This is a genomic window from Chryseobacterium sp. GW821-FHT04C04, from assembly GCF_059420365.1.
On record NZ_JBWKTO010000001.1, the window covers coordinates 471,405 to 485,916 of the forward strand.

The 14,512-nt window shown below is 36.4% G+C and carries 13 protein-coding genes and 1 tRNA gene; 4 read left to right on the forward strand and 10 right to left on the reverse strand.

Features of this window, described 5'->3' with window-relative positions; all coding sequences use genetic code 11:
* Positions 1-4: 4 nt before the first annotated feature.
* From AC07UM_RS02165 to AC07UM_RS02185, 5 genes are all read right to left on the reverse strand, one after another.
* Positions 5-1,027, reverse strand: coding sequence for a sensor histidine kinase (locus AC07UM_RS02165; RefSeq protein WP_494682697.1), 1,023 nt, complete (start codon positions 1,025-1,027; stop codon positions 5-7).
* Between the two features lie 69 nt (positions 1,028-1,096).
* On the reverse strand, positions 1,097-1,837 hold the full coding sequence (locus tag AC07UM_RS02170) for a hypothetical protein (protein ID WP_494682696.1): 741 nt from the start codon (positions 1,835-1,837) through the stop codon (positions 1,097-1,099).
* A gap of 226 nt (positions 1,838-2,063) precedes the next feature.
* A complete protein-coding gene (locus tag AC07UM_RS02175; RefSeq protein WP_494682695.1) occupies positions 2,064-2,606 on the reverse strand; it encodes a hypothetical protein in 543 nt (180 codons plus the stop codon).
* Positions 2,607-2,796: 190 nt separating this feature from the next.
* On the reverse strand, positions 2,797-3,165 hold the full coding sequence (locus tag AC07UM_RS02180) for a VOC family protein (RefSeq protein ID WP_494682694.1): 369 nt from the start codon (positions 3,163-3,165) through the stop codon (positions 2,797-2,799).
* Between the two features lie 20 nt (positions 3,166-3,185).
* Complete coding sequence (locus AC07UM_RS02185) at positions 3,186-4,061, reverse strand: alpha/beta fold hydrolase (protein ID WP_494682693.1); 876 nt, start codon at positions 4,059-4,061, stop codon at positions 3,186-3,188.
* 289 nt (positions 4,062-4,350) lie between these two features.
* On the opposite strand from AC07UM_RS02185, the gene AC07UM_RS02190 reads away from it, so the two are divergent.
* Entirely contained in the window at positions 4,351-4,494 is a 144-nt protein-coding gene (locus AC07UM_RS02190) for a bacteriocin-like protein (protein ID WP_153816340.1), read from the forward strand.
* 23 nt (positions 4,495-4,517) lie between these two features.
* Positions 4,518-4,664 (forward strand): bacteriocin-like protein, encoded by a 147-nt coding sequence (locus tag AC07UM_RS02195; RefSeq protein ID WP_165835290.1) that lies wholly within the window; start codon positions 4,518-4,520, stop codon positions 4,662-4,664.
* 614 nt (positions 4,665-5,278) lie between these two features.
* On the opposite strand, the gene AC07UM_RS02200 is transcribed toward AC07UM_RS02195, so the two are convergent.
* Complete coding sequence (locus AC07UM_RS02200) at positions 5,279-6,124, reverse strand: helix-turn-helix domain-containing protein (RefSeq protein ID WP_494682692.1); 846 nt, start codon at positions 6,122-6,124, stop codon at positions 5,279-5,281.
* Between the two features lie 88 nt (positions 6,125-6,212).
* Between AC07UM_RS02200 and AC07UM_RS02205 the strand changes: the two genes are divergently transcribed.
* Both AC07UM_RS02205 and AC07UM_RS02210 read left to right on the forward strand, forming a co-directional pair.
* Positions 6,213-7,400 carry an MFS transporter gene (locus tag AC07UM_RS02205; protein WP_494682691.1) on the forward strand — a complete coding sequence of 396 codons (1,188 nt, stop codon included), beginning with the start codon at positions 6,213-6,215 and terminating at the stop codon, positions 7,398-7,400.
* Positions 7,401-7,509: 109 nt separating this feature from the next.
* Positions 7,510-8,019, forward strand: a complete 510-nt coding sequence (locus tag AC07UM_RS02210; RefSeq protein ID WP_494682690.1) for an NAD-dependent epimerase/dehydratase family protein — start codon at positions 7,510-7,512, stop codon at positions 8,017-8,019.
* Between the two features lie 85 nt (positions 8,020-8,104).
* On the opposite strand, the gene AC07UM_RS02215 is transcribed toward AC07UM_RS02210, so the two are convergent.
* From AC07UM_RS02215 to AC07UM_RS02230, 4 genes are all read right to left on the reverse strand, one after another.
* A tRNA-Ser gene (locus AC07UM_RS02215) sits at positions 8,105-8,189 on the reverse strand.
* 216 nt (positions 8,190-8,405) lie between these two features.
* Positions 8,406-8,900 (reverse strand): hypothetical protein, encoded by a 495-nt coding sequence (locus AC07UM_RS02220; protein WP_494682689.1) that lies wholly within the window; start codon positions 8,898-8,900, stop codon positions 8,406-8,408.
* A 391-nt stretch (positions 8,901-9,291) separates the two neighbouring features.
* On the reverse strand, positions 9,292-9,735 hold the full coding sequence (locus AC07UM_RS02225) for a hypothetical protein (RefSeq protein ID WP_494682688.1): 444 nt from the start codon (positions 9,733-9,735) through the stop codon (positions 9,292-9,294).
* A 6-nt stretch (positions 9,736-9,741) separates the two neighbouring features.
* Positions 9,742-14,511 (reverse strand): RHS repeat-associated core domain-containing protein, encoded by a 4,770-nt coding sequence (locus tag AC07UM_RS02230; RefSeq protein WP_494682687.1) that lies wholly within the window; start codon positions 14,509-14,511, stop codon positions 9,742-9,744.
* Position 14,512: the final 1 nt, after the last annotated feature.

Sequence of the window (14,512 nt, forward strand, 5' to 3'; positions counted from 1 at the left end):
CTTGTTATGATGGAATTATAGGAATGATTACTGAAAATTCATTTTCTGTTTTTAAAATCTCTACCTGCTGATCTGTTAGCAGCGCATACTGCTCGATAAGATTATTCAATGCTCTTCCGGAAGTTTTTTTACTGTTTCGCTTGGGAAGCCTGTTATTAGAAACTGTTATTTTATGATTCAGATCTATTACAATCAAAACAGGACTGGCAAAGGTCCCAATATTATGTTGAACTGCATTTTCCAGCAGCAACTGCAGTGAAAGCGGAATAATATTCCCTGCCCCCCCACTATGATTCACTTTCAAAGAATAAACATTTCCATATTTGTACTGTATCAATTTAAAATATTTTTCTGCAAAAGCCAATTCTTCTTCCACTGAAATTATTTTTTTATCAGAAACATCCAGAACATAGCGGTATATTTCAGCAAATTCGTTCAAAAAGTCAGAAGCTTTTTGTTTATCTTCTTCAATAAGCTGATCCAGAATATTGAGATTATTGAACAAAAAATGAGGATTAAGCTGTGCTTTCAGTTGATTAATTTTACTGTCAGACAGTGCCTGATGATAAAGAGCCAGCTGTTTCTGATAGGCTGTATTCTTTTTATAATAACGGTAAGCCAGGAAAAAACTCCCATATATAAAGCCACCAATGAGGTCCGAAAAAGTAGAGAGGGTGACAACTTCCTTGTTGAAATTTTTCTCAATGGTCCCGAAGGCCAATGAAATCATAAAGCCTATTATTTTTATAACCAAAAGGTAGGTCAAAAGTGAAGAACTGAATATTTTAAGAATATCCGCAATACTGAATGTTGATGATTTTTTCCAATTCTTAATAAAAAAATCCATTACAAAAAAAAGAATACAGGCACTGATAAAAGTGGCAACAGCAGCTTCCGGAGTAAAGACATATGCATCTAATGTCCTTCTTATAATTATACGGATATGAATAGATTGCAGATAGGCAAACAAAAGTATAAACAGAAGGAAATATCTGTTCTGATTAATCTGTTTTAAAATAGTTTTCATCAGCTTTATGAGTGGTCATTGTTTCACAAAAATAGCCCTATATTTTTACAGAGCTATTTCTTTGTATTATTATTTTTTCTTTTCGGGAAACGAGGCAGTAACATTTCCTTTATCATCTAAGAAATCCAGCTTGGCTTCATTATTTTTATCCACACAAAACCTGGCTCTTGGCTGTCCTTTGCTGTCAAATAAAAACAGCCCATTATTTTCATCTTTAGTTTTCCCAAGCAACATTCGCGGAGCCCCTCCAATCAGTCCCTGTTGTTCATATTCTTTATATTTTTTCTGTACCGCTTCCTGGTCTTTCAGCAGATCCAGCTCTGCCATAATCTCTCCCGTTTTGATTTGTGATTCTTTTGATGGACGATCATTGAAATAAAGCCCGCTGGATACTATTCTTTTATCTCCTTTTCTGTAATCCTGAGTCAGCAGCTGCATCACCTGATCCCCGTCGTACTGATCATAGGTGAGCGATAATCCGGAACTGTGGCCGTTCTTATTTTTTTGTCCGTCATAGATAAAACCACCACATTCAATCCCATCTTCATTGAAGAAAAGCATCCCTGATCGTTTCTTTCTTGTTTTATTGGTAGGATTTCCATTGATCTTATCTTCTCCGTTAGGAAATTTCCCGACATTGGTAATAATCATTTTTACAGTACCGTCTTTTTCAACGATATTGATTCTTTCGACATCTATTTCAGTAAATTTCTGATGTCCGTCCGTTTTGAATGCAGAAGCTGTTAAAAAGACAATTCCAATGACTGCTGCAAAAGCAAATGTTCTTAAAAAAATTAATTCCCTGTTCATCTATTATAGTATTAACTGTTGTTTCTATTTTGATAGGTCAAAACTATTAGAACCACGCCTCTTATTCAAACCTAAAACAATGAACTAAGGAAATAAAAAAATAAATGGGAGATTTTTACAGATGAATATACAGCGACTCTATTTCTGTAACCAGGATTCATTCACCCAATAAAAAAATCCGCCATTATGACGGATTTTCTATTATATTTAAGTTCTTTTAGACTCATTAATTCACAGCCTGATTAATAAGCTCTGTGGTAAGCCCTAATGACTTTAAGAGATTTTTACTGTCGAACAGTAAAGTTGCATAATGTTTTCCTTTCTTAAAAATCAGTTTTGAACCGCCAGGAAATTCACTTCCGGCATCAAGCTTCTGAGTCTTCGGATTGTATTTACTCAATTTAACTTTACTATCCTGCAATGTACTTTTGTTCATGGTAAGACCAAAAGGCAATCCTTCTACGATCAAATACTTATTGTCTGAAATCGTAAAAAACATTTCATTCACCATATTATCTTTTCCCAGGCTGCAATAAAGTTCCAATCCTGTTTTTGTAGGCCATTTTGCATACTTTTCTTCATTGGCATCTTCATAAAACACCGTTTTTACATTCAATGCCTTTGAAATTTTATCAGTGGTCTGCGGGAAAATAAATTCAGAATTTTTGTCTAATAAAGAGTTTAAAGCAGCTGTTTTCTGTGAAAAAGCGGCTATACTTACTAGTTGAAAAAAGATTGTCAGAATTAAAGTGAATGGTTTTGTCTGCATAGGACTATTTTAAAATTTTAATGATTGGATGACTAAAGGTATTAAAATTACATTATTTGCCTCAATAAAATTTTCATTAATCTTTTTCATTTTTGCAGAACCACAATAAGTTTCAGCTTTCTACTAATACTTTTGTTGTTTCAAAAAATATAATTCAATACATAAATTCCTACCATTGAAGATCTAATTCTTATTCCCTTTCTTGTACATTGAATACCGTACCTGCCGGATCTGTAATCCAATGCATATTTTCAGGAAGTTTTTCAATTTCGTCACAGGTTTCTATGCCATTTGACTGCAAATATTGTGTTGCTTCTTCTATATCAGGAACTGTAAGCTGTAACCAGGTTTCGGAATGGGTGTAGTTGTCCACACAGTCTAACCAAAGGACGTTATTCCCGAATTTCACTTCATGTGTTCTGGAAATCGTGGGATTATTAATCGGTTTTTCCTCAACTTCAAATTTTAAAACATCTCTGTAAAAAGCAACTGTTTTTTCATATTTATTTTTGGGAATTTTTAAGGCGATATTAATTCCCGCTTCAAATTTTGTATTCATAATACTATTTATTTATCAGTCTATTTTAAAAAACCATTCAGATAATTCAGAATCGTTGTGGTCTGCATCATCAGGCTGACATGACTTTGACCGGGAACAACTGCCAATTGAGATTTAGGCATAGCGCCCATATCAGCAGCAATACCACCGCCTAATAATTTATAGGTTTTTGCAAGCTCAATTTTATCCAGTCCGTCATTGTCCCCTGCTATCATTAAAACAGGTGCTGAAATTTTAGAAATATTAGCATCTCCCAGATCAAATGGCTGTCCGGCAGCAGCGATCATCTGCTCTAAGAATTTTGTCCATTTTGTCTTATCAGGGGCTACTGCCTCATATCCGGTTTGTAAAGGACTATTCATAAAAAAGGCAGGTTTCATTGTTTTAAAAGCATTACTTACTTCAGGTATCCAGCCACTGCTTTTATACGTTGCTGAAATAATCACTAGTTTATTTAATCTTTTGGCATTCTGTATAGCAAACTGGTAAGCAATAGCTCCACCAAAACTATATCCTACGACATCTGCTTTATCAACCTTCAGATAATCCATTACCCCTGCTACATCACTTGCTAAGGTGGCATGCGATAATTTTCTTTCTGAAAAAGGAGTGTGCCCATGTCCCTGCAGTTCAATAGCGATTACTTTCCGGTTTTTTGAGAGCTCAGGAATCAATTCTCCCCAATTCATATCGATTGTCATAAAGGCACCATGCAATAATACAATGGGTGCTCCTTGTCCATACACTTCATAATACACTTTAATGCCATTAACTGGTGCATAGCCACTTTCAGAAGGTTTTATTTTCTGTCCATATAACTGTGATGTTGTACACATAATGATTGCAATGATCAGTATTGTTTTCAACAGGTTGTAGAATTTGAATACATTTTTCATACTATTATTGAGATTTGAGGTTAGTTAAAAACTTTTAATCAAAATTACCAAGTCATGATGAAAACCCACTTGTCACAGGACAAGATTTTATCTGGATGAGACCCATTCTTTATAGATTCTGTTTAAACAGGTATTCCACCCTTTGTACAGATTATATTCTTACCTGATTTCAGAAGAATTACAATAAAACATCACACAAATAAATGAATTAACGATAAATATTTTCAATACATTTTCATTTTAGTTGCCAAAAATTGATTAATTTCGAATCGTACTAAACCTAAATATTATGAAAAATTTAAAAAAAATCGAAAGACAGGAATTGAAAACAATTAAAGGTGGTATTGATTGCAGAGGTGGTCAATTATGTTTAATCAGCGGAAAATGGCAATGCATGCCTTATGACGGATGCGGGGGTGGAAATCAGCCTTAAATTTTTAATTTAATTACTTGACTATGAAAAATTCCAAAAAAATTTCAAGAGACCAGTTAAAGAGTATTAACGGCGGAGCAGTAAGCTGTTCTGAAGCATGCTGCCCACCTCCGGGAATCAAAAGATGTCCTTGGGTGATTTGCATAGCACCCTGTGAGATATTAAGTTAACAACTTAAAGGTATTAATCACCTTATTCAAAAATAAATAAGCCTTAGGATCTTGGATTCTAAGGCTTATTTGTAAAGGTCGGAAGCTACAGTGGAATAGCTCATTCCACTTTTGACATTCTTCGGGTAAATCAAGAAAGTTTTGAGGCTTTCTACTGAATTTATACTACTCGAACATTCACTGCGTTAATTCAAAATCGAATGTTACAGTGTCGTTTTCACGTATATCATTAATATGACTTTACGATTACCAGCAAACCAAGATCACAGAATTACCGGAATACTTCACTGCAGCGGAACCAGCACCGTTTTAGGTATAGTTTAGCAATACTGAAATAGAACTGGCTAATAGTTCCCCCATTTATCTTTAAGGTTTGAAGATGGAATTCTTGTTTCTATATTTATAACAATTAATGAATTAGATAATCAATATAAAACTGCAGAAGATTTTTATACCCAATCCGCGGAAAGGCGATCCCAATAAAATGGCTAAAGTACCGTAATGATTTTGCTGCAGGATCAATTGGTGTTAGAAAAGACAAAAGTAACAATGTATTTATTTACCTTCATAACAAGAACAATAAGTGGACAAATATTTAGGGATAAACTATGATTTTAAACCATTGATTTAAGACCCTTTGTCTTTTTAAATTCCGTCAAGCTCATATTATGCTGCTTTTTAAAAAACTTATTCAGATGGCTTTCATCTGAAAAACCAAATTCGGTAACAATTTCATTGACCCGCATATCGCTGAAAAGAAGTCGATGCTCGATTAATCTCATTTTATAATTCAATATAAAATGCTGTATGGTTTCTCCACATTGCTTTTTAAAGTAACTCCCAAGGTAGCTTTCAGAAAACCCAAATTTCTGAGATATCGCAGAGACCTTCAACAATTCCGGATCATGGATATTTCCCTGGATATAATTAATGATATCCAGTACTCTTTTATCAGTATTGGAAGCCACATTCTCCGCTCTCATCTTTGAAATATTTCTGGCTGCTATCACGATCAATGCATTTACGTAGTGTAGAGTCAGTTCCTCATGGTAGAGGTCAGGATGATTCAGACCATGGAGCAGCGAAGTTACGATTGAATCAACCAAAACGATGTCCGGCTTATTTTGTAAAATACATCCAGACAAAAAGGAAGCACCATACAATAAACACTCCATCGAATTAATACTATTCCACTTGTATTCCTTTACATACCGTTCACTGAACTTCACGAGCAAAAGATCTGTTTTTTCAACAATTTCCAGATAATGTTCGTCATTAGGTGTCAGGAGAATCAGGCTTCCTTCATTGTAAGAAGCAATATTATTATTGATTTTAAGGAAACCTTTTCCTGAAATGACATATACAATCTGGAAAAAGGAGAATTGGCTGTCTTTTAAGGGACAGTTTGCGGCCTGATGGTATTCTACCTTTACCAATTGATCTATATTCTCTCTTTTCATAGGATAAAAATACCCATTTATCATTAAAATATACTGATTTTTTACAATTTTTCTGTTCAAATTTGCTACATCAAAATTGTAAGCATTCATGAAAACATCAATCTACATCCTGGCACTGGGAGCTTTTGGCATTATTACCACCGAATTTGGGATAGTCGGTATCCTCCCTACTATTAGCCGGCAATTCGGTGTATCCATCGATACTGCAGGATGGCTGCTTAGTGCCTTTGCGATCACTGTAGCTGTTTCCTCCCCTTTTATCACTTCATTTACGACCAAAATAAACCGTAAGTTCTTGCTGTGCCTGGTCATGAGCATATTTGTCCTTTCTAACTTAATCTCTGCATTTTCCACCAATTTTACGATGCTCATGATCGCCCGAATTTTACCGGCGATATTGCATCCTCTGTTCTGGAATATTTCTATTGCTATTGCATTCAAGGAAAAAGGAGCAAAGGGAGTATCTACAGTAATGTTGGGATTAAGCTTAGCTACGGTGCTCGGTATTCCTTTAACAACCTATGCCGTAGACCTCTTCCATCATTGGCAGGCATCATTTTTTCTTAGCAGTGCAATAAGTTTAATTGCCTTTATCGGCCTGTTGCTTTTCATCCCCTCTATTCCTGCAGATCACACAAAATCAGCACAGAATCAGCTAGCCGTATTGAAAAGCCCTCTTTTGTGGCTCAATCTTATTTCTAGCATTGCCACGCTGGCAGCAATGTTTGCCAGCTATACCTATCTTACTGCTTTTCTTGAACAGATTACAAAGATGGATGGTGCCCAGATTAGTATGATGCTGCTTCTTTTCGGTGGCATGGGAACTCTGGGAAATTGGCTTATGGGATTAGCTTTGAATCGCAATGTACTTGTGACTGCAAGATTGTTTTTAATCCTCTTAGTGACAGTACAGATTCTAGCTTATTACCTTGGAGAAATCTTTATACCCATGGTCCTCATCGTCTCTCTATGGGGAATGATCCATACCGGAGGATTTCTGGTTTCAAATATCAGAACCACACAATCTGTTCCGCATCATTCACTGGAATTTGTTAACAGTTTATTGACTTCATCTTTTAACATTGGAATCTCCTTAGGTGCATTTCTCGGTGGGATAGTAAGTGCCTATTACGGAGTCCAGTATGTTTTATGGGTGAGTGTTTTGCTTTTGACAGTAACATTTATTCTGAGCTTTGTGACCTTTCCGAAAAATATTACAGAAAATGAAGAGGCAAAACAATTGAAACATGTAGCATCTGCATGTGAGCATAGCTAGTGCTTTTATAGTTCTTCCACTGGTAACCTTTGCCTGATCCAAGCAATGACAGTGGAATTTCAACTATTCCAACAGCTTACACTTCTTATATAATTTCATAAAAATACTTATGCGTAACAAAGTATTAATTACTGGTGGCTCTGGAAAAATTGGAAGCCACTTTATCAAATCTTTTTCAGATCAATATGAATTTAGAGTTTTTGATCTGCATCCCCCTAAGATGCAAGATGCATCCATTGAATATTTTCAGGGAAATCTTACGGATAAGGAATACCTCCTAAAGGCTTGTGAAAATGTGGACATTGTTATTCATCTGGGTGGTATTGCCAATCCGGATGCTACATTTGATGATTTACTGGACGCTAATATCATTGGAACAAAGAATATCATTGATGCAGCCATTGCAGCGGGTTGTAAAAAAATTATTTATGCAAGTAGTGCACAAACAATAGAAGGTTATCCAAAAGACATTCAGCTTAACACCGAGATGCCTATAAAACCCGGTAATTTATATGGTGTTTCTAATACATATAAGCGACTTGATATTCAGAAGACCAAACTTCTAACAGGTTACGATCCCCAGTATAATTCTTTTGATCTATTCAAACTCAAAAAATAAATTAAGACCTGTTTGAAAAGCAAAATTTCAGCAATTCATGTAAATAAAAAAACCTTAGAATAAATTATTCTAAGGTTTTTTCTTGCGGAGAGAGAGGGATTCGAACCCCCGGACCTGTTACAGTCAATAGTTTTCAAGACTATCGCAATCGACCACTCTGCCATCTCTCCCTAAACTCCGGTTATACCGTTGTTTTCAGTGGTGCAAATATAGAAAGTTTTTTATTACTGACAAAATATTTTTTCAAAAAAAATTGAATTTCTGCAATTTTACAGAAAACTCCATTTTCCCGGATTTCAAAAACAAGAACATTAATTACTCAACATCAACCTGTTAATAATAAACAGGGAATGTTTTGTCTTTAATATTATTTTTCAACACATATTTTATCCGTAGTAATATTCTGTGTTGACATCCCCGCTAAAGGCCGGATGCATGTCCTGTTTCTGCATGTTCAGCTCAAATACTCTTTCACCATTTTTATTTCCACCCCGTATTTTTAAAGAATACCATCCGTTTTCTAAGGAAAGAGTTATGCTATTACCCTCATTAATAGAAGCAATATCTTTTAAATATCCAATGCCGACAATTTTCACTTCATTATTAGCGGTCTGAAATATCCAGCCTCGCGACTCCACTTCTACCTCATCATCATTCAAAATCTTTTCGTCATTCACTGAAACCCGGAATGCATAATAGTCTTCTTCAACACCTATTATTGGAATAGCGATTCCTGATTTCGTTATTTCATCCCCATGTTCGTTTTCTACAAAATATTTTAAAATATTATTACCCTGAAGATGATTTTCTTCCAGGTATTTTGCTAAAAGCTGTGGACTGAATACCACAAAACCTTTAAGTTCAGAGAATATTTTCTTCATATATGAATTGGATTTGGATTAAATATTTTATAAAGGAATAAGCGATATGAATTTTATGTTATCATTGAATTTTTTAAAATTTTGAGATGACCATTAAAACGGCTCTGTATTTTTCTTATACTGAGCATATTAATTATTATTGGAGGAAATGTTATTCTGGCATTAAATTTTTTTTAAACATTTAAAAATTCTTGCCAGAGGTTGACTTGAAAATCGTAAAAATTCTTTGAAGTTACTCCCTGTTAAGTTTTCTATAACTTCATATAAAGATTGACCGACTTTTTTAAACCCAATTCCTCTGAAATCGGTTGACATTTCCTTCATCCTCTATAACCTTTACAGAACATCACAACTCCATGCATGTAAAGAACACGACCACCCAAAGATATTATCATAATAATTTAATAAAGTTCATAATACTTACTTCAAAAACTTTTCTAAGTTCATCAAAATTGAATTTTTGTTCAAAGTTTACATTGGCTATATCATCTATATCTATTACTTCGAATTCAATATCATCTAGCTCAGTCCCAAAAGTGATCTCCTGATTAACTTTATAATTCTTATTATCATTGATTTGTAATATGATGCTTAAAGTGATATCATTAGGTCTTTGACCACTCTCGTCTTCTATGTCCTCTTTAAATGTATATGATATAGAAAATGTAAATATTTCTTTTTTACCTCCTTCAAGCGAATGAAGGATAAAGTTGTTTCTTTTTCCATAAACTACTTCTTTTTTTATTAATGATTCTACATCGTTTTTAAGTAAAAAAGTATTGATCTCGTTTTCTGTTCGTAAAATTTCATTACTGATGAATGATTTTAAATTCATTGGATTTTATTTATAGTTTGCCGCTTTGGAAAGTTCTATACTAAGTGGATGTGATTCTCCTTTCGCATTCCAATCGTCTAAAGCTTCTGCCATGCTCATATTATTTCTTGCCAGATAATCATCAGTTGGTTTAACACTTGCGTGTTCCTTTCCATCCTGAATTACTTCCAAGTTACTCAATTTCTCTGTGTCAATTTCTAAAATATCTTTAACACCAATTTTTTCAAAAAACTTAGTTGCCTGACTATTTAACTTAGGTTTTGTAGAAAGTCCCGGCATTGTTCCAGTATTTTTAAAGTGTGCAATATCTCCTGAGCTAGGAAAAAAAGGAGCCTGCCCAGATTTTACGCCTCTAAAAACGCTACCAGAGGTAATAGGCTTGGGATCAAATGGCATTAATCCTAAAATATCCACCTTTCTGTTACTATCATCTACATACCCATAGAAGTTAGGCTCACCACTCGCAAAACCTATAGGGTCTTTGCTGATATATCTCCCACTCTCAGAATCATAGTATCTAAACCTATTATAATAAAGGCCGGCGAGCTCTGAATCTTCATATTGTCCAAGCTGTCTGAATGGAATAAAATGCTGATTTCCTTTAAAGACTCTAAACTTTCCAAAGATATCATATTCTGCGCTCCATATTAGACCCCCATCTTCATCATAAGCCTGTACAGGCCTCCCTATATAATCTAAAATAATGGATGCTTTTCTACCATCTTCTATTTTGGCACTCGGCACATGATTTCCTCTTTCATATACCCAGGTCACCACATTCTCCATAGGTTCTTTGCCTGCAATAACATTTCCTTCATCATCTACAACCGTAATAGGATCTTCCTCTGTAGCGTAATTCCATTCATGCAGAAGGACATTACCATCCCAAATATAACGAGTTATTTTCTTGAGTCCAATTTTTGAAGTTCTTCTTCCCAACGCATCATATTCAAAGCTTATTTCCTTACCATCAGGGCGTTTTACTTTAGCAAGCATTCCGCTGGCAGTCCAGGAATAAGCCCAATCTCCTGAAAACCATTCCTGGTTTTGGGCTCCTGTTGAAACCTCCTCATTTACATTAGGTAAATCAGCTCCATCCGGCATTTTCGGATTACTTAACCAGTCTGAAGCAATGGTTTTATAGTAAGGATGCGTATTATTGGAATCTTCTGTACGCTCCGGCTTCACATTATTGATCGGTCGTTTACTTTTTAACAGCAAATAACCTTCATCATCATAATGATAAAACCAGTTTTTATCCCGCATCAGCTGCCCTCCTTTGTTATAAATACGGTCCGTACGTTTGGCACTTTCATATAAACATCCTGTGGCATCCGGATTTTTGTACTGTACTTCTCCGCTGGAATACTCAGCCGCCATCAAGCTTCCGAAAGCATCATAATCAAACCTTGTCCTTCCGCCAGTCACTCTATCCAGGGTATGCAGCAAACGGTTTCCCGCTCCCCAATCGTAATCTTTATGGAAACTGGTATTGTTTTTATTCACCATTACTTTCTGGCTTACTGGTATTCCGAGATGATCGAATTCAAAAGTACTTTCTACACCGCCAGTCATTTCACGGGAATACATCTGCCCGTTCCGACTGACCTGAAGACTCATCTGCCACGGAACTTCAATAATCCGGTTGGTAGCAGTAACTGTTCTAAGCTGTCCAAAATCATTGTAGCTATAGTCAATTTCGGCTCCCAAACTGCTCTTTAAACCCACCAAATTCCCTTGATTGTCATATTCATATTCAATGGAATGTTCGCCTTGTTTTTCACTGGTAACCAGTCCTAATTTATTTCTTTGGAAGGCAACACTGCTATTTTCATTATCTGCATTAACTAATAATCCTGAAGTGTCATATTGGTAGGCTTCCCAGGTTCCGTCCGGATAATGGGTTTGCGTTATTCTTCCTGCTAAATCATATTCATAAAAAATATTCTTCCCGTGAGGGGTTCTTCTTTGGGTAACCAATCCGTCTTTATCACGAACAAAGAATTTTTTCTGCCCTTCAAAGCTTGTTTCTCCTATGATTTCATTGTTATTATTTCTTTCAAAAGAGTAGATCTCTCCTTTTTCATTGGTGATGCTCATTAAGTTCTCGTAAGCATCGTATCCAAAAGCTAAGGTTTCTTCTTTTTTACTGGTAAGCGCATTCCGGCGAACCTGTCTTTTGAGGCTTCCCATAGGAGTATAGCTCATCAGCCATTCTGCCCGGCCATCTGTAGCATAAACCGGAAGATCATAGGCATCGTAACGAAGCTTTAAAGGCAGCTGCCCCTGTTCATTCACTTCTACAACCCTTCCCATTTTATCTCTGTTCCAAAGGACTCTGTTTAGAGGTTTCGGACTGAAAACCAATAATCTTCCATACTCATCATATTTCCAATATTGCTCAGTTCCCATTGCATTGGTCAGCTGAATAAGCTGGCCTCTTTTGTTATATTCGTAAGATGTTGTAATATTTTCTCTTATGCTTCTTTCGGGAAGTCTTTCCTCTTCGACATACTCATAATAGACACTTTCTTCTGTTGCGTTTGTATGACTAATCAATCTTCCATTTTCATCATAACTCCATGTTTCAGAACTTCCGGATGGTGAAAAGCGCGCAATAACCTGTCCAAATTCATTGTACTGATAATGATACTCTTCCCCATCAAAACTATGGAAAATCTTAATATTTCCCATTTCATCATAGGTATATCCCTGAACCCGCCCTTCCGGGCTTCCTATCATTTTCAACTCGTTGTGCGCTGTAAAGTCATACCATGTTTCCCCACCCTCTCCATTTACTTTTTTGTAAACAAGAAAGTTTTCATCGTAATAATAGCGTTCTGTTTTATTGTTCTGTTTTGGATATAGTACTTCTGTAAAACCTTCGTCATCATTATAAAAAAGCCTGCCTTCCATGTACCCATCCACTCCTTTGGTATGAACTACTCTTCCTTCTGCATCATATTCCCACTGATAGCTCATTCCGTTTCTGTTGGTTCTTTTCACCACCTGGTTTTTCCCGTCATATTCAAAGGCAATCGCCTTTTTGTGAATATCCCAGACATGGGTAAGATTTCCAAGATCATCATAATCATAACGAACCTGCAGATTTCTCTGTTTTTTATAACAGTAATATACTTCCGTTACTTTTTTATACTCCGGATGAATAACCGTTTCTATACTGAACCCACTATTTACATCTTTGATACTTTTCAGGACAATATTGCGGTCTTCATATTCGTATTCACGGATTGTGCCATCACCATATTCAATACGAACTACTTTGTAGATGGTTCCTTCTGTAATATGATGAAAACGTTTATATGTGTAGATATCGGTTCCTTTGCGAATAACCCAAATGCTGCTGCTTGGTCTGTACTGCCATATCTTCTGATCTCTGAAATAGGTCATTTCTTCGCCAATTTCCGGTGCAGGGATTAGCATGGCAGTATTCTCATAAGGATGCATCCATCCGGCAAACTTATTATTTTCTTCAGGAAGGATAAACAGATCATGATTATTAAAGACCCCGTTTCCTAAAGGCCCAAAATCATAAGGTCTGTCACTGTGCCACATATTTCTCCATTTTAAAGGAGTGCTTCCCTGAATTTCAAAATCATCCCATTCAAAAACCATGGCACCTGTAGCAAAATTAACAGGTTCCAATCCCCAGTGGCATAATTTCTTAGAAAGGGCATTGGCAAATTTGAATTTATTGAATGGAGCTTTTTTAAGGACACTGTTATTCAATTTTTTCAATCCATTCGCTCCCAGTTTCCCTATTTTCTTAGTCAGACTTCTCATTAAAAACATCCCTGCAAGACGCATCAGCATTTCTCCTGGTGTATAGACATGCGGAACAAAAGCTCCTCCCACCAATACAGGTCCACCCGTATTGATCTGGATATACATGCTTGAAAAATTATTATAGAAGGCAAAGTAAGCCAATGGATTTTTCTTTGGTTTATCCGGCATCGCTGGCAGCATGGTCATTCCGAAAGGGAATCCCATACAGGTAAGTACCTGCTGAGGCTGGTTTCCGCTCATTTTGCTTCCTTGGGCCAGAACGGTCTGTGAGCCGTAATAGACTTCTCCTTCATGGGGAGCTTCCTGCGGAAAAGGAATGAGGTACACGGGAATCAATGAGGTGATATGCCTGAACGGAATTACTACCCCCATTACACTTGTAGTAGTGGTTGCCTTGTGTCTTCCGTGAACGTATATGGAACCTCCCATCGGAATGCTTTCCGGAAGTGACGGCATCAGATTCCTTGCAAACTGAGGAATCGGAATGGTGATGGTTATGTAATCCATAATATCAAACACAATCCCGATAAAAGGATGTGGCAAAGGCAGAGGAATCAGCATAAATGATGGTGGCGGCGGAATCAATGTCCAGTGGATATCAATGGCCAGCACAATATCAAAATGTTTACTCGTATGCTGAATCGCAGTAGAAGGCATTGCCGGAGTATTGACTTTTATCAGCTTTATTTTACTTTCCGGAGCGGCTTTTTCTGCTGTTACAGCACTATCTCCACCTCCTCCGCCACTACTTTTTGCAGGCTGTGCGCTGTCTCCTCCAGCTATAGATTTCACCATAGAAACCGGATTCAGGGAGTCGACATTATTTTTCATTCCATTCTTCCAGCCCTGTGTGGTTTTGTCCCAGCTTCCCGAAGTAACGTCCGCATTCACCTTCAGAGATCGGTCAGGATTCATATTAGGTTTTTCAACTTTGATCGGTTTTACTGTTTTTTTATTCAGATCTGCCATG

Excerpts from the sequence above, each read along its gene's own strand:
- AC07UM_RS02170 (WP_494682696.1), bottom strand. The coding sequence starts at position 1,837 with ATGAACAGGGAATTAATTTTTTTAAGAACATTTGCTTTTGCAGCAGTC.
- AC07UM_RS02195 (WP_165835290.1), top strand. The coding sequence starts at position 4,518 with ATGAAAAATTCCAAAAAAATTTCAAGAGACCAGTTAAAGAGTATTAAC.
- AC07UM_RS02220 (WP_494682689.1), bottom strand. The coding sequence starts at position 8,900 with ATGAAGAAAATATTCTCTGAACTTAAAGGTTTTGTGGTATTCAGTCCA.
- AC07UM_RS02180 (WP_494682694.1), bottom strand. The coding sequence starts at position 3,165 with ATGAATACAAAATTTGAAGCGGGAATTAATATCGCCTTAAAAATTCCC.
- AC07UM_RS02185 (WP_494682693.1), bottom strand. The coding sequence starts at position 4,061 with ATGAAAAATGTATTCAAATTCTACAACCTGTTGAAAACAATACTGATC.
- AC07UM_RS02165 (WP_494682697.1), bottom strand. The coding sequence starts at position 1,027 with ATGAAAACTATTTTAAAACAGATTAATCAGAACAGATATTTCCTTCTG.
- AC07UM_RS02190 (WP_153816340.1), top strand. The coding sequence starts at position 4,351 with ATGAAAAATTTAAAAAAAATCGAAAGACAGGAATTGAAAACAATTAAA.
- AC07UM_RS02210 (WP_494682690.1), top strand. The coding sequence starts at position 7,510 with ATGCGTAACAAAGTATTAATTACTGGTGGCTCTGGAAAAATTGGAAGC.
- AC07UM_RS02230 (WP_494682687.1), bottom strand. The coding sequence starts at position 14,511 with ATGGCAGATCTGAATAAAAAAACAGTAAAACCGATCAAAGTTGAAAAA.
- AC07UM_RS02205 (WP_494682691.1), top strand. The coding sequence starts at position 6,213 with ATGAAAACATCAATCTACATCCTGGCACTGGGAGCTTTTGGCATTATT.
- AC07UM_RS02175 (WP_494682695.1), bottom strand. The coding sequence starts at position 2,606 with ATGCAGACAAAACCATTCACTTTAATTCTGACAATCTTTTTTCAACTA.
- AC07UM_RS02200 (WP_494682692.1), bottom strand. The coding sequence starts at position 6,124 with ATGAAAAGAGAGAATATAGATCAATTGGTAAAGGTAGAATACCATCAG.
- AC07UM_RS02225 (WP_494682688.1), bottom strand. The coding sequence starts at position 9,735 with ATGAATTTAAAATCATTCATCAGTAATGAAATTTTACGAACAGAAAAC.